Here is a 20167-nt window from a genome sequence, read left to right as displayed (position 1 = left end):
GCTGTCACGCTCCGAGGTAGGTGCCGACACGGTCGAGGATGCGGCTGGTGTTGTCGATGAGAGGGATGAAGCCGCGCATCTGCAGGCGTCCATCGCAGACGCAGGCCAGCGCGCTCTCGCGGCCCGAGAGGATGCCGCCTGCCACGTCGAGGTCGGCAAAGCGCAGCGCCGCGCGCGGTGCATCGCTGTGGTCGGGGTCGACGCGCACGCGGTGGCCCTGGACTTCGAAGCGGTAGCGGATGTCGTCACCCACCTCGAAATCGAGATCGCCGTCGGGCATGTGGGCTGCCGAGAACTTGCCACTGAGGTCTTCGTTGGCGACGACCGCGATCGCGTGGGCCGCGACATCGAGCGTGAGCAGAGTGCTGCGCTCGGCGAACACCGGATCGGCGAGGTCATCCTCGCTCGGGCGAAGCATCCGGGCCAGCATCTCGGTCAGCGGCGTGAACACGCGCGTGAGGAAGCGGATGCCGGCGGGACCTGCGACCGGGATCGGCTGCGCCGTGCCCGCGATGACGGCGTTGAGGTGCGCGGCCGAGCGGAACATCAGGGTGGGACCGCGCCCCTCGCGCTCGGTGAGTGAGGTGATCCCGCTCCGCTCGAATCGGTAGTGCGCGCGCAGGCCGCCTGGCGCGGACAGCGAGAGTGTGGTCGGCCTGCTCGTCTCGCGGGCCAGCAGACGCGCAGCATCCGGGGAGAGCTCGATCAGACGGGGGAGCGCGCCCAGGACGGCGTGCAGGTTGATGGCCGCGAGGACCCGTTCATCAATGTGCGTGAGCATCGTGTTCCTTCGGTTCGGCTGGGAGGAGTCCGACCAAAGTTGGACGTTTGACCAACTTTGGTTATCGAACCAGGCCCGCACCCCGAGAACCAAGCGCGCGGCGATGATTTTACGAGAGCGAAACGCGCGGACTTCTCGCTGTGACGCGCCGCCAACCCTCAGACCGGATGCCAGGCTCACAGCGATCTCGTACCCGCGCTTCGTAGGTTGAGGGCATGAGTCACGCGTCGGCCATGCACCCTGCGACCCCGCAACTCCCAGACCTCGCTTCCGATGAAGTAACCGTCTCGCTCTCGCAACTGCGCGCTGCCCGCGACGAAGTGCAACGGTTCCTGTTGCCCTACCAATTTGGTCTGAAGGAGATCGAGACGAAGGTCGAGATCCTGCGCGACGAGTTCCTGCAGCTGCACGACTACAACCCGATCGAGCACATCTCCAGTCGCGTGAAATCCGCCGACAGTCTCGTCGCCAAGGTTGGTCGGAAGGGCATCGACGGCGACTTCGAGTCGATCCGCACGCACATCACCGATATCGCCGGCATCCGGGTCACCTGCAGCTTCGTGGCGGACACGTACCGCCTGTTCGACCTGCTCACGCAGCAGGACGACATCGAGGTGCACTCGGTCAAGGACTACATCGCCGACCCGAAACCCAACGGCTACAAGAGCCTGCACGCCATCGTGCGGGTTCCGGTGTTCCTCTCCACCGGTCGCGTCGACGTGCCGGTCGAAGTCCAGTTCCGCACGATCGCGATGGACTTCTGGGCGAGCCTCGAGCACAAGATCTACTACAAGTTCGATCGCCAGGTTCCCGAGACCCTGCTTGCGGAGTTGAAGGATGCCGCGGCAAGCGCCGCAGAGCTCGACGAGCGGATGCAGCGCCTGCACCGCCAGGTGCACGGCATCCGTCCCGCGCCGCCTCGCACGCTCCAGGTCTGAACCGCACTGGGCTCCGATGTCATACATCGCGGGTCCACGCAACCCCCAACTGTTCATCCGTGACACCGGAACCGAGTCCGGGGTGCTCGACTAGGGTGGAATCCCACCGGGAAGGGGTGCCGTGCAAACATGGCCAGGGTCGGCGTATCCGTTGGGTGCGACCTTCGATGGGAACGGAACCAACTTCGCCCTCTTCAGTGAGGGTGCTGAGCGCGTCGAGCTCTGCCTGTTCGGTGAGCGGGGGCGTGAGACACGCGTCGACATGCTCGAGGTCGATGCCTACGTTTGGCACGCGTACCTCCCGAACATCGCACCGGGCCAGCGCTACGGCTACCGCGTGCACGGCGAGTATGACCCCGCCAGCGGCAAGCGATTCAACCCCAACAAGCTGCTCCTGGACCCCTATGCCAAAGCTGTCGACGGGCAGGTGACCTGGGGGCAGTCGGTCTTCGGATACACCTTCGGCGACCCAGACTCCCGCAACGACGACGACTCCGCGGCCGAGATGATGAAGGGCGTCGTCATCAACCCCTTCTTCGACTGGGGGGGTGATCGACCGCTCCGCATCCCCTACTCGGAGTCCTTCATCTACGAAGCCCACGTCAAGGGACTGACGATGCGGCATCCCGATATTCCGGATGAGATCCGCGGGACCTACAGTGCGATCGCGCATCCGCTGATCATCGAGCACCTGAAGCGGCTCGGCGTCACGGCGATCGAGCTGCTTCCGGTGCACCAGTTCATCAACGACTCGATGCTGGAAGAGAAAGGCCTCTCGAACTACTGGGGCTACAACACCATCGCCTTCCTCGCGCCACAGAACACGTACGCGTCCTCAGGCCAGCGCGGGCAGCAGGTGCAGGAGTTCAAGGGGATGGTGCGGGCCCTGCACGAGGCCGGTATCGAGGTCATCCTGGATGTCGTCTACAACCACACCGCCGAGGGCAACCACCTGGGACCCACGCTCTCGTTCCGCGGCATCGACAACGAGGCGTACTACCGACTCGAAAATGACGACAAGCGGTACTACACCGACTACACCGGCACAGGCAACAGCCTGAACGTCGGCAACCCGCACGCGCTGCAGCTGATCATGGACTCGCTGCGGTACTGGGTGCTCGAGATGCATGTCGACGGATTCCGTTTCGACCTCGCCGCGACCCTCGCCCGAGAGTTCTATGACGTCGACCGGCTCGCCACCTTCTTCGAGCTCGTGCAGCAAGATCCGGTGGTCAGTCAGGTCAAGCTCATCGCCGAGCCCTGGGATGTCGGCCCCGGCGGCTACCAGGTCGGGAACTTCCCCCCGCAGTGGACCGAGTGGAACGGCAAGTACCGCGACACCGTCCGCGACTTCTGGCGAGGCGAGCCGCAGGCGCTCGGTGAGTTCGCGTCGCGGCTGACCGGCTCGAGCGACCTGTATGCGCACTCGGGGCGCTGGCCGGTGGCATCCATCAACTTCGTCACGGCGCACGACGGGTTCACCCTGCGCGACCTCGTCTCGTACGAACACAAGCACAACGACGCCAACGGTGAGGATGGCCGCGACGGCGCCGACGACAACCGGTCGATGAACTTCGGTGTCGAGGGCCCGACCGATGATCCCGAGATCAATGAGCTGCGCGAGCGGATGCAGCGCAACTTCATCGCCACCCTGCTGCTGTCGCAGGGTGTGCCGATGCTGCTGCACGGCGATGAGCTCGGCCGCACGCAGCGAGGGAACAACAACGGCTACGCGCAGGACAACGACATCACCTGGATCGACTGGGAGCACGTCGACGCGAGCCTGATCGACTTCACCGCCGCGTTGGCCCGGCTGCGCCGCGATCACCCCACGTTCCGGCGTCGTCGCTTCTTCGATGGCCGCCCGGTGCGCCGTGAAGAGGTCGAGCGGATCCCCGACATCGTGTGGCTGCGCCCAGACGGCACGCAGATGCAGCCGGAAGATTGGGACTCCGGGTTCGGGCGGTCGATCGGGGTGTTCCTCAACGGCAATGGCATCCGTGAGCGCGACCGCCGTGGCGAGCCGATCACCGATCTGCACTTCCTCGTGCTCTTCAACGCCGGCGACGAGCCGGTCGAGTTCACGCTCCCGGATGTCGAATTCAGCCCCAACTGGGAAGTTCTGGTCGACACCGCCGGGACGCTCGCCAACACCGAGCCGGTCCATCCGGGCGCGGCAGTGGACCTCGCTGCCAAGTCGGTGGTCGTGCTGTGCGAGCACGTCGAAGAAGAGGTCGAGGTCGACAGGTTCGTCGCAGCCTCCCTGGCCACCGGAACTGTCTCGATCGACGAGGTCCCGGGAGCGGCCCCCAAGGAAGAACTGTCGAGGTAGCGATGCATCCTGAGTCGACGTACCGCCTGCAGATCCGCGCCGCGTTCGACCTGGATGCCGCAGCCGCCGTCACCGGGTACCTGCGCGACATCGGCGTCGGTTGGGCCTATCTTTCCCCGCTGTTGCAGTCGACTTCCGGCTCCGATCACGGATACGACGTCGTCGACCCGACCCGCGTAGACCCCGCCCGCGGCGGGGCGGAGGGACTCGAACGCTTCGCCGCTGCCGCGCGCGCCGCGGGCCTCGGCATTCTCATCGACACGGTTCCCAACCACATGGGGATCGCGGTGCCCGCCGAGAACCCGTGGTGGTGGGACGTGCTGCTGCGTGGTCGCGACTCGCGGTACGCCGCAGCGTTCGACATCGATTGGGAGTTCGGCGGCGGAAAGGTGCGAGTGCCGGTCCTCGGATCGGAGGCCGACGAGGCCATCGATGCGATGGAAATTCGCGTCGACCCGAAGCCCACGGCCCGTGCGCCGCACGGCACCCTGCGGTACTTCGATCACGAGTTCCCGCTCGCGGAGGGGACCGCGCCGGGAGAGGCGACGTCGTACCCGGATGCCGTCCGCCAGGTGCTCGCTCGCCAGCACTTCGAGCTGATGTTCTGGCAGCTCGAGGCATCCGAGCTGAACTACCGGCGCTTTTTCGCCGTCTCGACGCTGGCAGGCGTTCGCGTCGAGGACCCGGTTGTTTTCGACGAGGCCCATGAAGAGGTGGCGCGGTGGTTCCGGGAGGGGCTGGCCGATGGCCTGCGCATCGATCACCCCGACGGGCTGGTCGATCCCGGCGGTTACCTCGAACGGCTCGGCGCTATCACCGGGCGACGGTACACGCTGGTCGAGAAGATCCTCGAGCACAGCGCGACGGAGCATCCCGAGTTGCTGCCGGCGTGGTGGGACACCGACGGCACCACCGGGTACGACGCCATGGCCGAGATCGACCGCGTCTTCATTGACCCGCATGGCGAGGGTGCCCTCGACGCGCTTGATGAGCGGTTGCGCGGCGCGACGGGCCTGCCGCCAGCGCAGCCCTGGCCCGACCTCATCCACGACACCAAGCGGATGATCGCCGACACGATCCAACGCAGCGAGATTGCCCGACTCGTGCGGTGCCTGCCCGAGCAGGTGGCGCTCGCTGCTTCGGATGCCACCGATGCCCTGGCCGAGCTCCTCGCCTGCTTCCCCGTCTACCGCTCCTACCTTCCCGCGGGGCGGGAGGCCCTCGACGAAGCGCTGGCTGAGGCATCCGCTCGTCGCCCCGACCTGGCCGAGGCTATCGGTGCGCTCGCGCCGCTGCTGGCCGACCCGACGCTCGAAGTGGCTCGCCGCTTCCAGCAGACGACGGGCCCCGTCATGGCCAAGGGCGTCGAAGACACCGCCTTCTATCGCGCCACCCGGCTTGGCACCCTCACCGAGGTCGGAGGAGATCCGTCGGTGTTCTCGCTCACGGTCGAGGGCTTCCACGAAGCCTTTGCCCGCAGGCAGGCGCAGCGCCCCGCATCGATGACGTCGCTGTCGACGCACGACACCAAGCGCGGGGAGGATGTGCGTGCCCGCCTGTCGGTGCTCGCCGAGATCCCGCATCGCTGGGCCGCCGCGCTCGAACAGCTCCGCGCCGTGGCGTCAACCGGACACGGGCCGTTCGACACTCTGCTGTGGCAGGCGATCATCGGATCGTGGCCCGCAACCCCCGAGCGCCTCCACGCTTACGCCGAGAAGGCAGCGCGCGAAGCGGCAGAGGCGACGACGTGGTGGAATCCGGATGCCGACTTCGAGCGCCGGATGCACGCCGTCGTGGATGCCGCCTACGGTCCCGCGCGAGAGCTGGTCGAGGCTTTCGTCGACGAGGTCGCGCAGCCGGGCTGGAGCAACTCGCTGTCGGCGAAGCTCGTGCAGTTGGCAGGTCCCGGAGTCCCCGACGTCTACCAGGGGTCCGAGTTGTGGGAGACCTCACTGGTGGACCCCGACAACCGTCGCGCCGTCGACTTTGCGCAGCGCGCAGCGATGCTCGCCGAGCTCGACCGCGCGGAGTCCGAAGGACGCGTGCCTGCCATCGATGCATCAGGAGCTGCGAAACTCCTGGTCACGTCGCGCGCGCTGCGCTTGCGGCGCGACCGACCCGAGTTGTTCACGCGCTACCTGCCCGTTGAGGTGCTGGGTTCGGCATCCGGCCACGCTGTAGCTTTCGACCGGGGCGGCGCTGTTGCCGTCGCCACCCGGCTGCCCGTGGGGCTGGTGGCACGCGGCGGCTGGGCCGACACCCGGATGCTGATTCCCGGCGGCACCTGGACCGACGCTCTGACGGGCCGCGCCTATCCCGGCGGAGAGGTGCCCCTGGCAGACGTGTTGGGCTCGCTGCCTGTCGCGCTCCTGACACGTCAAACACCCGACCTGTGTCGAGGCGCTGCGGGTGACGGGGTGTCTCATGCAGGCTTCGGTGTCTCGGGTTTCAGCGAAGCGGAGGAAGCATGATCGAGGTCTGGGCACCCCGAGCGCAGCGGGTACGGATGCGTCGACCGGGCCACCCCGATGTGGCGATGACCGCGGGAGACCGCGGGTGGTGGGTGGCGGACGTTGAGCTTGCCGATGGCGATGAATACGGCTTCGTCCTCGGTGATGCCGACGCGCTACGCCCCGATCCGCGGTCGCGTCGGCAGCCGCGGGGGGTGCACGAGGCATCCGCCTTCTTTGATGCCAGCGCGTTCGGGTGGACCGACGGGGCCTGGACAGGGCGGCAGCTGGCCGGGGGTCTGATCTACGAGCTGCACGTGGGAACGTTTACACCCGAGGGCACGCTGGATGCCGCGATCGGTCGGTTCGATCACCTCGTCTCGCTCGGAGTCACGCACATCGAACTGCTGCCGGTCAACGGGTTCAACGGCGTCTGGAACTGGGGCTACGACGGCGTGCTCTGGTATACCGTCCACGAGGCTTACGGCGGCCCCGCCGCCTACCAGCGGTTCGTGGATGCCGCGCACGCCGCGGGCCTGGCCGTCATCCAGGACGTCGTCTACAACCACCTCGGCCCGAGTGGCAACTACCTGCCCGAGTTCGGTCCGTACCTTCGGGATGCGGCGCGCAACACGTGGGGACTGTCGGTCAACCTCGACGCGCGCGAGGTGCGCGAGTTCATCATCCAGAACTCCCTCATGTGGCTGCGCGATTACCACGTCGACGGGCTGCGGCTGGATGCCGTGCATGCCCTCCGTGATGAGAGCCCGACCCACATCCTGCAGGAGCTCGCCGAGGCCGCCGATGCCCTCTCGGCGCACCAGGGTCGGCCGCTGACGCTCATCGCGGAGTCCGATCTGAACGACCCGACTCTGATCCTGCCGCGGGAAGCCGGCGGGTACGGTCTCACCGCACAGTGGAGCGATGACTACCACCACGCGCTCCATGTCGCAGTCAGCGGCGAGACCGTGGGGTACTACGAGGACTTCGGCGCGCTGGGCGCCTTCCCCAAGGTCTGGACCGAAGGGTTCTTCCACAACGGCACCTACTCGTCGTTCCGGGGGCGGGACCACGGCTTCCCGATCCCACCGACGGTTCCCACCTGGCGGCTGGTGACCTTCGGCCAAGACCATGATCAGATCGGTAATCGCGCCGCCGGCGACAGGCTCAGCCAGTCCCTCTCCACCGACCGGCTTGCCGTCGCAGCGGTCTTGACACTGACTACGCCCGGAACGCCGATGCTGTTCATGGGCGAGGAATGGGGAGCATCCACGCCGTGGCAGTTCTTCACCTCGCACCCGGAGCCCGAGCTGAGGGAAGCTACCGCAAAGGGTCGCATCGAGGAGTTCGAGAAAATGGGCTGGGACCCGGCGATCGTCCCCGACCCGCAGGATCCCGAGACCTTCCACCGCTCGAAGCTGGACTGGGCAGAGGCAGCCACCTCACCGGAGGTGGGGGTCGACCACGCGCGGCTGCTGCAGCTGTATCGCGACCTCGCCGCGGTGCGTCGCGCGCGGCCCGAGCTGACAGATCCCGCCTTCGCGGACTGCGATGCGCTTTCGGGGAGTGGTGCCGACAGCGATGATCCGCGGGCGCGGTGGTTCGTGCTCCAGCGCGGTGAGCTATCGGTCCTCGTGAATCTCACCGGGTCGTCGCACACCTTCGCCGTGGCGCCGGATGCCGTCATCCTGCTGAGCGCGGGAGGGGGTGAGGTCGAGCCCGTCATCACCGCGGCATCCGGCCCCGACCCGTCGGGCGCGGCATCCGTAATCACCCTCGCCCCCGACTCCGCCGCGATCGTCGCCCCCGCTCGCCCCTGACCCGAGCCCCGAACCGAGCGCCGAACCCACAGGTTTGGGTGCGAGCCCACCCGTTTCTGCGTGCGGATCGTGTGGGTTCGCGCAGAAGAGTGTGGGTTCGTGCCGGTGGTTGCCCCTGACCCGAGCCCGGGCTGGTGCTCGCTATCGTGAAGGGATGTCCGCGAATCTCCTGATCATCCCGCTGCTGGCAGCGCTCGCACCGCTGCTGACCCGGGTGATCGGGCGGTGGTTCGCGGTTCCGATCGTCGTGTTCGAACTCGTGCTCGGCATCCTGGTCGGGCCGTCCGTGCTCGCCTGGGTGGAGCCGGTCGACTTCTTCGCGACCCTCGCTCAGTTCGGACTCGCGATGCTGTTCTTCGTCGCAGGATCCGAACTCGACTTCACGGCCTTCCGCGGGCGAACCGGCCGCAACGCCGCGGTCGGATGGCTGCTCTCGCTCGGGATCGGCATCCTGATCGGCCTGCTCGTCGGCCCGCTGGGCGCGGCGATCATCATCGGCATCGCGCTGTCGTCGACGGCCCTCGGGACGATCCTTCCCATCCTTCGCGACGCCGGCGAACTGAAGACTCCGTTCGGCAAGGCGGTTGCGGCAGTCGGCGCGGTGGGCGAGTTCGGTCCGCTGGTCGCGATCTCCGTCTTCCTCGGCGGGCGAGACCCGGGCGTCGCCTCGATCGTGCTCGCTGCCTTCCTCGTGATCGCGGGGCTTGCGATCTGGCTCGCCTTCCGGATCCCGCACGGGATGATGCACCGCGTGGTCAGCGCGACGTTGCACACGTCGGGACAGTACGCGATCCGTGTCGTGTTCCTGATCCTCGGGGCGCTGCTCGCCCTGAGTATTGCGCTCGATCTCGACATCCTGCTCGGGGCGTTCACCGCAGGAATCGTGTGGCAGCTCATGATGCGCGACGCATCCGAGGAGAACCGTGAGGCTGTCGAGAGCAAGATCGAGGGGATCGCCTTCGGATTCCTCGTGCCGATCTTCTTCATCTACACCGGCGTCACCTTCGACCTTGCGGCACTGCTGGCAAACCCCGCGCTGCTGCTGTTCGTGCCCGTCGTCCTCGTGGCGTTGCTGATCGTGCGCGGTGTGCCGTCGATGCTCGTCGCACCGCCGGGGTCGCGCGTGCGCGATCGGATCGCTCTTGGTCTCTTGGGTGCGACGGGCCTGCCGATCATCGTCGCCGTCACCGCGATCGGCGTGGACGAGAATCTCCTCACCTCGGCGCAGGCAGCCCTGTTCGTGACCGCGGGAATGCTGTCGGTGCTGATCTATCCGCTCATTGGAATGCTGTTGCGAGGCGAGCGCGTCAGCCGCGTTCCCGCCGAGCTGGATGACGCGGTCTAGCGCGGTGAAACCAGCTGATCTGCCCGGTCTGCTCGCGTGGGCCAGAGCTGAACTCGCCGCGGCGCCGCGGGAGCTGCTCGGCGAGGTAGTGACACCACGGATGCTGGGCATTCCGCGCGCACCGAGGGTCGTCCTCCGCGATGAGGCATGGCATCTCGGCGTGCTCCTGCTCGGCCCCGTCGACCTCTACGCGACCGGCGAGATCGTGAGGTCGCGGGAGCCGGCGCGCCGCGGATACACCGCGGAGTCCCAGCGTGCGCGGGCGGGGCTGGCCGAGGCGGCGTTTCGTGGCGGCATCCTGCCTGGCGTAGCTGTGCATCTTGGATGGCAACGGCTCGATGTTTCACTGATCGGCGAAGTGGCATCCGTGGATGTCGGGCCCCTGGCCGTAATCGACGGTCAGCTCCGGGTGCGCTGGAGCACCGCTGGCGGGTTCATGGATGCCGAGAGCTACGTTCGCGAGCGCGTCGAGCTTGCGCGGCATCCACCCCAGGGTGCCACCTGAGCCGTCTGGCTACGAGCGGGAGGAATTGACGCTGCGACCGCGCACGATGCCGACGAACGCCTCGACCTCGGGCGTCGTGCGCTCGGCTACCCACGCCAGCGCGACGCTCGAGACGGGGCCGCCCGAGAGGGGCCGGTACGCAACGTCTTTGCGGTGATGCAGCCGCGCGAGTGACATCGGGACGATCAGGATGCCGACACCCGTGGCAGCCAGTTCGACAGCCGCCTTCGTGTCTGCCGGGGCCGCGAAACGGGGTGCGATCGTTCCCGGGACTGCCGGCTGCAGGACGTCATCCTCCGGGACGATGAGCACCTCGCCCGCCAGGTCCTCGGGGGCAAGCTCCTCCGCCACCGACAGGCTCGAGTCACTCGAGAACACCACGACCGGCACCTCGTCGTAGAGCGAAATGGCGTGAAGGTCGGTCTTGTCGATCGGGAGTCGAACGAGGGCTGCGTCAACGGCTCCTGCCAGCAACTGATCGCGCTGCGAAGTCGGAGCGATCTCTTCGAGCTCGAGCCGCGTGCGCGGCATCCGCTCTCGCCAGAGCGAGATCCACTTTCCCGGGGTCGCCCCGGGTACAGCGCCGAGACGGAATACCTCAGCTGGCGGCGGGCCTGAGTGCGCCTGCGGCGCATCCCGTGATCGGGAAGATCGGTCGCGCCTGGCCATTCCGTCAGGCTACCGCGACGGCGCCAGGCGCCACGGCAGCAGTCGGCTCGATTCAGGCGGCGAGGCGAAGGCCGCGCGGGGCCGGGTCAGGCCGCGAGGCGAAGGCCGCGACGGTCGGTGGCGACCCGCTCGTTCTCTCCGACGGTCTCGTCGTCACCGAGCAATGAGCCGACGGCGACGCGCGCGTGAGCGCCGATGACGGTGCGGATGCCGATCTTCGAGCCGGCGCCGACCGCCGCTCCTGGGCCGATGTGCGCGTGCGGCGCAACCACGACCTCCGGACCGATCAACGCATCCGACTCGATCCACACACCGCGGCCGATCCGGGCGCCCGCAGCGATCTGAACTCCCGGTTCGACATACGCCCCGGCCTCGACGATCGCGGTCGGATGCACCTTGGCCCCGTGCGCGATGAGTCCTCGGCCATTGGCGTGTTTGCGATACCGCAGTGTCTCGCCGTGGTCGTTCTCGATGTCGACGTAGTTCTTGCCCACGATCTCCTCCACGGGGCCGTTCGGCCCCAGTACGATCCCCAACGCCGTGGTACGGAGATTCATTCCCCTGCATCCGCTTGCCGCTGAATTCTCTGTAGCGGCAATGGTGCCGGATCTCGGGTTCGTCGTCTCCCGGCTTGACATCTCTTCGGAACGGTCCCGACATCGGATTGGCAGAGAATGGAAGGCATGCCAACCGACGATCTCGGCGACGCGCATGACACGACTTCGGAGACCCCGGATCAGTCCTCGCACCCTGCTCCAGAGGCCACCCGCACCCTCGTATTCGACGAACGTGCCACCGCACACTCGCCGGCGGAGGACGTGCTCGGCATCCTCACCGGTACCTTCACCGCATCACTGGGGCTCTACCTGTTGCAGTCCTCGGAGGCCGTTACCGGCGGCACGGCAGGACTCGCGCTGCTGATCCAGTACGCATCCGGGTTGCCGTTCTGGATGCTGTTCCTGCTCATCAATCTGCCCTTCGCCGTGCTGGCGGTGTGGCAGCGCGGCTGGAGCTTCACGATCCGAACTGTCATTGCGATCGCCATGGTCTCGGGCTGGTCGGTGGTGCACCACGCACTCTTCTCCATCGATGACCTCAACCCGATCTACGGGACCCTCGGCGGGAACCTTCTGGCCGGAGTGGGTCTGCTGATCTTGTTCCGACACCGAGCGAGCCTCGGTGGGATCAACATCGTCGCGCTCATCGTGCAGGACCGGTGGGGGTTCCGCGCCGGATGGACCCAGATGATCTTCGATGTCATCATCGTTGCCGCGGCGCTGCTGGTGGTGCCGTGGCCCAACGTGGTGCTGAGCGGTCTGGGCGCTGTCGTACTGAACCTCGTGCTGGCGATGAACCACCGCCCGGGACGGTACATCGGGCACTGAGAGCGCGGCCGCCGCCGGCGTCGTGCGCGTCAGGTTTGGCAGCGCGGGCACCAGAAGACGTTCCGTTCCCGCGTGGCGTCGGCGCCCAGTGCGCTGGCGAGAATCGGCGTTCCGCATCGACGGCATGGCCTTCTCTCGCGGCCGTACACCCACATCCGCTCTCCCCTCCGGTCGACGCCCGTGAACGTGCGCTCGACGCGGTCGCGGTTCGCGCGGATCATTCGCGTGCCGACCTCCAGCAGGCCACGCGCGTCGACCTGCGTGCCCGGAGCCGCGGGGTGGATGCCGCGCACGAACAGCATCTCGTTCGCGTACACGTTTCCAAACCCTGCGACGTTGCGTTGGTCGAGCACTGCGACGTGGATCGCCCGCGGATCCGCGCCGACCCGCCTGGCCGCTTCGTCGAGGTCCCAGCCGTCGCTGAGGGGGTCGGACCCGAGGTAGCCGACGAGCTCGTTCTCGCGATCCGTGGGAACAAGGGCGATCTCGGCGAGGTCGAAACCGACAGCTTCGGCATCCGTCGTTCCGACGATTGCCCGTGCTCGAAAAGCCGGCGCCCGCCAACGCTCACCGGGGCGGTACACGTGCCATTCGCCCTCCATCTTGAGGTGCGAGTGCAGCGTCCATGGCCCGATGCGTGCGAGCAGGTGCTTTCCGCGCGGCACGACCGCGTGGACCTGTTCTCCTGTGAGGTCAGCGGTAGCCAACTGCGGCACCCGCAGGTCGAATCGCGTCACCGTGCCGCCCGCGAGTGCCGCATCCAGCATTCGCGCTGCACGAAAGACGGTGTCGCCCTCAGGCATGCGGCGACCCCGACGCCTTACGCAGAGTGAGGCCGCGCGGGGTTTCGACGAAGCCTGCTTCGCGCAGCGCCCGGGCGAACGCCGTTCCGAAGATCGGGTCACCGTTCACCTGCTCGACGGTCAGGGTATCGAGGTGCCGCGTGCGGGCCGTCGCTGCGAGGTCGGCTGTCGCTGCCGTCACCGCTTCGTCGTCGGCGCTGAAGAGGAGGGCCGACTTGCCACCGCGCTCGAGGTACAGCACGAGCTCGCCGTCGACGAGCGTCACGAGAGCTCCCGCCTTGCGACCCGGGCGATGTCCGACGCCCTCGAGGCTCGGCCACGCGAGAGCGGCACCGTACGCATTCGCGGGGTCGGTGGCAGCGAGGGTGATCGCCGTGCGCGGGGCGGGGTCGGTGATCGCCGAGAACTCGCGCAAGCGGTCGACGGTCGCGGATGCCGCGAACTGGGCCCCGCCGAGCCTTTCGACGAGGTATCCCCGTCGACAGTGGCCGGCGCGTTCGGCATCCGCGAGGGTGCGGTACACCTGCGCAAAGCCGCCCGGGACCGCCTCGCTTTGGACAGGGCCGCGGGTAACGACCCCGTAGCGGTCGAGGAGGATGCCGGCGATCGCGGCAGCGCGGACCGTGGCGTCTGGCACGGGCTCGGGAAGAAGCGACCACCGGCCGCTCGCTCGCGCACCGCTCCCGCCAGCGCCCCCGCGCGAGCTGTTCGCGGCCGGGCGGGGGATCGTGGCAGAGATGGCCGACCCGCGGAACATCCGCGCACGGGGGGCACGCCGTGCGCTGCGGTGCGCCTGGGACCCACCGGAGAGCAGCCCGCGCACCGGCGCGAACGTGTCATTCGTGACCCGGCCCGCCCACGCCAGCGCCCAGAGCGCCTCGATGACCGACTGCTCGTTCGCGGCGTCAGTGAGGGCGCGAAGCTGCCCCGCGAAGTAAGCCCCGCCGCCGGCGAGAGCATCAAGGATGCGTGCCTCGAGCGACTCGGCGGCGATGTCGTCGGCTCGAGTGGGAAGGCTCAAGGCGACGGTGTCGGCGGGATGCAGCGCGATCCAGCCGTCGCGCCCGGGGAGGGCCCCGTGCCCCGACCAGATGACCTCTCCCGTGGCGGTGAGCTCGTCAAGCAGCGCCGCACGATAGTCGCGAACGCGGCTCGGCAGGACGAGCGACTCCCAGGCGCTCGCGGGAATCGGAACCCCGGCGAGTTGCTCGATCACCGCGAGCACGCCGTCGATGCCCTCGAGCGGCCGGGTCAGGTGCTGCCAGGCGGGCAGGAACCTGGCGAGCGCAGCCTGTGGCACGGGTTCGATGCTTCCTCGGATCGCCGCAAGCGAGCGCATCCGCAGCCGGCGCAGCACCTCGGAGTCGCACCATTCGTTCTCGCCGCCGTCGAGCGCAGACGAGGCGGGCAGGAAGTATCCGCTCGTGATGCGACCCTGCGCCTCGAGCCGCTGCAGTGTCAGCCGTGCGACCGCGGTCCCGATGCCCAGGCGTTCGGCGACAGCATCCGTCGTGAACGGTCCGTGGGTGCGGGCGTGACGGGCTACCAGGTCACCGAGGGGATCGGCGACCGGTTCGAGGAACGCGACGGGGATGCCGACGGGCAGCGGAATGCCGAGGGCGTCGCGCAGGCGACCGGTGTCTTCGATGGCTGCCACCCGTTCGACGCCGGCGATCGTGATCCCGATCGCGCGCCGGCTGGCGACGAGTGCGTCGAGGTGGGTGGATGCTTCGGGAACCGGGGCGGCGGGTCCGGGCCTCTCGACGTCAGCAGCTTCCGTCTCGGTGGGGGTACCGGGTGCCGCCTGCAGCCTCTCGGCTACTTCTGGCGCAGACAGCGGTCCGAGCAGACGCAGCAGGTCGGCCACGCCCTCGAGCCCGCGGACCCGGCGATCCGGCGCGAGGTGCTGCACCTCGGCTTCGAACTGGGCGATGACGTCGGGGTCGAGGAGCTCCCGCATCTCGACCGTGCCGAGCAGCTCCGCCAACAGGGCAGGGTCAACGGCGAGGGCGGCGGCCCGACGCTCGGCGAGCGGGGAATCCCCCTCGTACATGAACGCACCGACATATCCGAACAGCAGGTCGCGGGCGAAGGGTGAGGGCTGCGGCGTCTCGACCTCGATGAGGCGGATGCGGCGGTCAGCGATCGAGCGGGTGATCCGCAGTAGAGCGGGGACGTCGTACACGTCCTGCAGGACTTCGCGCAGCGTTTCGAGGATCACCGGGAACGTCGGATGCCGACGGGCTACCTCCAGCAGCTGGGCTGACCGTTGGCGCTGCTGCCACAGTGGGCTGCGCCGGTTCGGATTCGTCCGCGGCATAAGGAGTGCCCTCGCGGCGCATTCGCGGAAGCGTGACGCGAACAGCGCAGAGCCGCCGACCTCCTGCGTGATGAGCGGTTCGAGCTCATCCGCGTCGAACACGAAGAGCTCGGCGCCCGGAGGTTCACCGGTGGTGTCGGGAACGCGCGCGATGATACCGTCGTCGCTCGCGACAGCGGACCCTTCCACGCCCAACCGCTCTCGGATCCTCGCGTTGACGGCAAGGGCCCACGGCGCATGCACTTGCATGCCGTAGGGGGAATGAAGAATGACCCGCCAATCGCCGACCTCGTCGCGGCCACGTTCGACAGTGAGGCTTCGATCGGTCGGCAATGTCCCGGTGGCTTCGCGCTGTTCAGCAAGGTACGCGAGCAGATTGGTCTTCGCATTCGCGTCGAGTCCGGCATCCGTCAGCCGCGCGTCGGCGGCAGGCGGTGTCGCGGTGGCGATCTCCCGAGTGAAGGCGCCAAGTGCCTCGCCGAGTTCCGCGGGCCTGCCGATCCCGTCGCCGTGCCAGAACGGGACGCGGCCCGGTTGGCCGTAGGCGGGAAGGACGTTGACGCGATCGTGGGTGATCTCGACGATGCGCCAACTCGTCGTGCCGAGCGTGAAGACGTCGTTCACGCGCGACTCGTAGACCATCTCTTCGTCGAGTTCGCCCACGCGGGCGTTCTGGCTCTCGCCCGCGACAAAGACGCCGAACATCCCGCGGTCGGGGATCGTCCCACCGCTTGTGACGGCGATGCGCTGGGCGCCGGGGCGGCCGGTGAGGGTTCCGGCATCCCGATCCCAGACGACGCGCGGGCGCAGCTCGGCGAACTCGTCCGAGGGGAACCTTCCCGCGAGCAGGTCGAGGGTGGCTTCGAACGCCGACCGAGGCAGCGCGCGAAACGGCGCGCTGCGCTTGACGGTCTCGAACCACTCCTCGACGTGGAGCGGGGCGAGGGCCGCTGCTGCGACGGTCTGCTGAGCGAGGATGTCGAGCGGGTTCTGCGGCACCTGGATCGCCTCGATCTGGCCTGCGAGCATCCGTTCGGTCACGATCGCGGTGTGCAGCACATCGGAGCGGTGCTTGGGAAAAAGCGACGCGCGGCTGATCTCGCCGACCTGGTGTCCCGCGCGGCCGATGCGCTGCAGACCGGATGCCGCGCTCGGCGGCGCCTCGACCTGGATGACGAGGTCGACGGCTCCCATGTCGATGCCGAGCTCGAGACTGCTCGTGGCGACGACGCAGCGCAGTATGCCGGACTTGAGTTCCTCTTCGACGAGGGCGCGTTGCTCCTTCGAGACGGAGCCGTGGTGTGCCTTAGCTAGCACGGGCTCAGCCCCCGCGGTCTGGCCGCTCTGCGCGGGCATCGCTGCCGTGATCGACGGTTCGGGGAGGTCGATACCGAGCCGCTCGGCGTAGATCTCGTTGAGTCTCGCGGTGAGGCGCTCCGCCAGGCGCCGAGAGTTGGCGAAGACGATCGTCGAGCGGTGCTCGAGGACCCGGTCGACGATCGCCTCTTCGACATGCGGCCAGACCGATCCGGTCATTTCCGTGTTCTCGGGGCGCGCGGCAGCTCCGCCCGAGGGGGCGAACCAGTCCTCGCCTTGCCCGGAGGTCGGTGCTGTGGCATCCGTCGACCGCACGCCTGGCCCACCCGTGGTGGATGCCGCGGCCGGCGGTGGGTTGAGCATGTCTTCGACCGGGACCGTGACCCGCATCTCGAAGGTTTTGGATGCCGGCGGCGCGACGATCTCGACCGGGGCTGCGCCCCCGAGGAACCGGGCAACCTCGTCGATCGGTCGCACCGTCGCCGATAGGCCGATGCGCTGCACGGATGCCGCATCCGGCCTCTCGGCGCGGATCATGGCGTCCAGGCGCTCGAGGCTGAGGGCCAGGTGCGCGCCGCGTTTGGTCGCGGCCACGGCGTGGACCTCGTCGACGATGACGGTGTGCACGCCCGTGAGCGTGCGGCCCGCCTGGCTCGTGAGCATGAGGTAGAGCGACTCGGGGGTCGTGATCAGGATGTCGGGCGGCGTCGCGACGAGCTTGCGGCGCTCCGTCGACGGGGTGTCTCCGGAGCGGACGCCGACCGAGACCCCGGGGAGGCTCAGCCCGCGTCGGCGGGCTGACTGGTCGATGCCGACCAGCGGCGAGCGGAGGTTTCGTTCCACGTCGACACCGAGAGCCTTGAGCGGTGAGATGTAGAGGATGCGGGTGCCCGCGGCATCCTGCGGGGTTTCAGCCTTCTCCCGGAACACACGGTCGATGGCCCACAGGAATGCCGAGAGCGTCTTGCCGGACCCGGTCGGTGCGACCACGAGTGCGTGGCGACCCGCCGAGATCGCCTTCCACGCGCCGGATTGGGCCGGGGTCGGTGCGGTGAATGCGCCGCGGAACCAATCCTGCGTGGCAGGACCGAATCTCTCGAGCACATCCGCCATCCCCCTATCTTCGCCCGCCCCACCGACATCCGGGGCGGTCTCGGTCCCAGCCCGCAGCGAACTCCTCAGAACGGGCGACGGATGCTGCGCGGGGCGCCTGCGGCCACGGTAGGTGGCCCGATCTTGAGGAGTTAGCGACGCTGTGCATCGCGGGGTTCGTCCCGGCCCCGACACAGAACGTCGACGCGAACGGGGCTGCCCCAGCGAGTTGACAGACGAACCGGGCGGCGCCGCCCCGAGGGAGTACCGTGACGGTGAGCAAAGGAGCGACCATGGCATTCGACCAGGTGGTGCACGGACGGCAGGACGATTTCGAGGCCCGGCACGGCGACCGTGGACGGTTCACGTTCGCCAAGCACGTCGTTGTTCCCAAAGAGGGCACTCAGCTACAGGTCTCATTCATGGAGATCCCGCCGGGTCAGTCGGCCTATCCATATCACTGGCACGCTGGCGTCACCGAGGCCTACGTCATCCTGTCGGGAACGGGTCGGGTGCGTACCCCGGGTGCTGAATTCGACATCGGCCCGGGGGAGGTCGTCGTCTTTCCACCCGGGCCGGCGGGCGCGCACCGGATGACGGCTACCGGCGGTGAGCCGCTCCGGTACGTCGACCTGGACACGACATCCGAACAGGACGTGATCGGCTACCCGGACTCGCGAAAGACGATGGCGTACACGACCGCCCGCCCCACGATGCTCTTCCGTGACGACGACGCCGTGGACTACTACGACGGTGAGCCTGACGCTGGGTGAGGGGCGAGACCGGGTGAGCGGGTGACGCGGAGCGCACACATGTGAGCGCGGACGTGCGAGAGTGACGTACGGAGGATCCCATGCGTACCACCCCAACCGTCCTCGCCGCGACTCTTCTCACCGCGTTCCTCGTCGGCATCGGCGCCGCACCCGCCCTCGCGGAGCCCGGAACCGGCCCCGGCGTCAGCGATCCCCCGCGGGCTTCGACCGAAGCCACGGTCGTCGCGATGCGGCACCAGGGCGGCCGGTTCGGAGCCTAGGAGACGGCGATCACCGACCCGCAGACGCCCTACCCGACGACGATCACCGGCACCGGCAGGACGTTCTCGACGGCTCAGATCGTGCTCAACGACCCGAGCTCGAGCAGCCCGGGCGACATCCTCACCTACTGCATCGATCTGACTACCGAGACCGAGATCGGTGTGCACTATGAACTCGGCGACTGGTCCTCGGCGAACGTCCCGAACCTCGACTACGTCACCTACATCCTCAACAACTACTACCCGGTGGCGTCTGGAGCGCCGGCGCTGTCGACGGATGCCGAGAAGGTAGCCGCCGTGCAGGGGGCGATCTGGTACTTCACCGATCAATTCGTCGTGCCGCGTTTCGGCTATCCCGCGCAGCACGATGCCATCGCGGCGATCGTGGCGGCCACCCAGGCTGCCCTGGCCGGCGGATCGACCCCCGCGCCACCGCTTCCCACCCTGACGATCACGCCCGACACCGCGACGGCGCCGACGACCGGTGATGTGGTGGGTCCGTTCGCGGTCGGTGGGTCAGTGAGCTCATCGACGCTCTCGACACGGGGCATCGACGTGTTCTCGGATGCCTCCGGCACTGAATCGGTTCCCGAGGGCGCTTGGGTCCCGCCGGGAAGCTCGCTGTGGGTGCGGTACGCATCGACGGTCGCCGATGAAGGATTCAGCCTGGAGACATCCCAGACCGTCGAGGCCGGAAACGTGTTCCTGTACGACGGCGGGAATCCCGGACGCACGAGCGCCCAGAAGCTGATCCTCGCCGCACAAGCCACGATCCCGATCCGCGCCAACGCGGCGATCACGCCGATGGCCGCCGGCCGGTTCGCCGCCGACGTGACAGTCACCGGTGCGGCCGCCGGCCTGCAGGGAGCCATCTCGGTGACGGCGCGGTGCGATGACGGAACGACGGTCGTCGAGAGTTCGGGAACGCTCGCCGCCGGCACCCCGGCGGGAACGACCCGGGTGGTGACCCTGTCGGCTGTGCCCGCCGGCGCAACGTGCACCGTCACGCAGACCGCAGACGGGCACACCGCCGGTGCGGTGCTGACCTCCACCACGACGGTTCCGGGATCCGTTGTTGCTGTGGCGAACTCCACGGTGTCGGCGACGGTCACCGACACGTTCGCACACCCGACGCCCACTCCCACCCCGACGCCTACCCCGAGTCCCACCTCGACCCGGCTTCCCGACACCGGAGCCTCGGCGCCGCCGTCCTGGGGGATGCCGGCGGCTCTGCTCACCGCGGGGCTCGCCGTCATGGTTCTCGACCACGTTCGCCGGCGCTCGCGCGCATCACGCTAGCCAGGGTCGCCGGTGGCGAACTCAGCATGATCGGTGTCGTACAGCCGCCGCAGGAGCGGGAGAGCGGCGTCCTCGCGC

General features: G+C 68.3%; 15 protein-coding genes. 10 read left to right on the top strand and 5 right to left on the bottom strand.

Annotation, left to right across the window (positions count from 1 at the left end; all coding sequences use genetic code 11):
- Positions 1–4: 4 nt before the first annotated feature.
- Positions 5–781, bottom strand: coding sequence for a hypothetical protein (locus tag AB0O89_RS11105; RefSeq protein ID WP_363497466.1), 777 nt, complete (start codon positions 779–781; stop codon positions 5–7).
- 215 nt (positions 782–996) lie between these two features.
- On the opposite strand from AB0O89_RS11105, the gene AB0O89_RS11100 reads away from it, so the two are divergent.
- From AB0O89_RS11100 to AB0O89_RS11075, 6 genes are all read left to right on the top strand, one after another.
- Positions 997–1719, top strand: coding sequence for a GTP pyrophosphokinase family protein (locus tag AB0O89_RS11100; RefSeq protein WP_300594294.1), 723 nt, complete (start codon positions 997–999; stop codon positions 1717–1719).
- A 121-nt stretch (positions 1720–1840) separates the two neighbouring features.
- On the top strand, positions 1841–4051 hold the full coding sequence (glgX, locus tag AB0O89_RS11095) for a glycogen debranching protein GlgX (RefSeq protein WP_363497463.1): 2211 nt from the start codon (positions 1841–1843) through the stop codon (positions 4049–4051).
- Positions 4052–4053: 2 nt separating this feature from the next.
- Positions 4054–6522, top strand: coding sequence for a malto-oligosyltrehalose synthase (treY, locus tag AB0O89_RS11090; RefSeq protein ID WP_363497460.1), 2469 nt, complete (start codon positions 4054–4056; stop codon positions 6520–6522).
- Positions 6519–8321, top strand: coding sequence for a malto-oligosyltrehalose trehalohydrolase (treZ, locus tag AB0O89_RS11085; protein ID WP_363497457.1), 1803 nt, complete (start codon positions 6519–6521; stop codon positions 8319–8321). The genes treY and treZ overlap by 4 nt, the downstream gene beginning before the upstream one ends.
- A gap of 154 nt (positions 8322–8475) precedes the next feature.
- Positions 8476–9666, top strand: a complete 1191-nt coding sequence (locus AB0O89_RS11080; RefSeq protein ID WP_331790780.1) for a cation:proton antiporter — start codon at positions 8476–8478, stop codon at positions 9664–9666.
- Positions 9667–9670: 4 nt separating this feature from the next.
- Positions 9671–10171 (top strand): glutaminase, encoded by a 501-nt coding sequence (locus AB0O89_RS11075; protein ID WP_363497454.1) that lies wholly within the window; start codon positions 9671–9673, stop codon positions 10169–10171.
- A 9-nt stretch (positions 10172–10180) separates the two neighbouring features.
- Here the strand turns inward: AB0O89_RS11075 and AB0O89_RS11070 are convergent, their stop codons facing one another.
- Together AB0O89_RS11070 and AB0O89_RS11065 are read right to left on the bottom strand one after the other, a co-directional pair.
- Positions 10181–10840 (bottom strand): LysR family substrate-binding domain-containing protein, encoded by a 660-nt coding sequence (locus tag AB0O89_RS11070; RefSeq protein ID WP_300590657.1) that lies wholly within the window; start codon positions 10838–10840, stop codon positions 10181–10183.
- Between the two features lie 86 nt (positions 10841–10926).
- Positions 10927–11397, bottom strand: a complete 471-nt coding sequence (locus AB0O89_RS11065) for a transferase (protein WP_300590658.1) — start codon at positions 11395–11397, stop codon at positions 10927–10929.
- Between the two features lie 126 nt (positions 11398–11523).
- Between AB0O89_RS11065 and AB0O89_RS11060 the strand changes: the two genes are divergently transcribed.
- Positions 11524–12225, top strand: a complete 702-nt coding sequence (locus AB0O89_RS11060) for a YitT family protein (protein WP_300590659.1) — start codon at positions 11524–11526, stop codon at positions 12223–12225.
- Between the two features lie 29 nt (positions 12226–12254).
- On the opposite strand, the gene AB0O89_RS11055 is transcribed toward AB0O89_RS11060, so the two are convergent.
- Entirely contained in the window at positions 12255–13028 is a 774-nt protein-coding gene (locus AB0O89_RS11055; protein ID WP_363497450.1) for a DNA-formamidopyrimidine glycosylase family protein, read from the bottom strand.
- Positions 13021–17778, bottom strand: a complete 4758-nt coding sequence (locus AB0O89_RS11050) for an ATP-dependent helicase (protein WP_363497447.1) — start codon at positions 17776–17778, stop codon at positions 13021–13023. Before AB0O89_RS11050 ends, AB0O89_RS11055 begins: the two co-directional genes overlap by 8 nt.
- Positions 17779–18050: 272 nt before the next feature.
- On the opposite strand from AB0O89_RS11050, the gene AB0O89_RS11045 reads away from it, so the two are divergent.
- The 3 genes from AB0O89_RS11045 to AB0O89_RS11035 all read left to right on the top strand — a co-directional run bounded on the left by AB0O89_RS11045 (position 18051) and on the right by AB0O89_RS11035 (position 20089).
- On the top strand, positions 18051–18530 hold the full coding sequence (locus tag AB0O89_RS11045) for a cupin domain-containing protein (RefSeq protein ID WP_228177378.1): 480 nt from the start codon (positions 18051–18053) through the stop codon (positions 18528–18530).
- An 80-nt stretch (positions 18531–18610) separates the two neighbouring features.
- Positions 18611–18790 carry a hypothetical protein gene (locus tag AB0O89_RS11040; RefSeq protein ID WP_300590663.1) on the top strand — a complete coding sequence of 60 codons (180 nt, stop codon included), beginning with the start codon at positions 18611–18613 and terminating at the stop codon, positions 18788–18790.
- A gap of 81 nt (positions 18791–18871) precedes the next feature.
- Positions 18872–20089: a thioester domain-containing protein gene (locus AB0O89_RS11035; protein WP_363497443.1), complete on the top strand. Its 1218-nt coding sequence runs from the start codon at positions 18872–18874 to the stop codon at positions 20087–20089.
- The last annotated feature ends 78 nt before the right edge of the window (positions 20090–20167 follow it).

The sequence above is a fragment of the Microbacterium sp. NPDC076895 genome (assembly GCF_040687115.1).
GTDB lineage: Bacteria > Actinomycetota > Actinomycetes > Actinomycetales > Microbacteriaceae > Microbacterium.
Note: the sequence above shows the minus strand (reverse complement) of the source record. Positions and strands in the feature narration are given on the sequence as shown.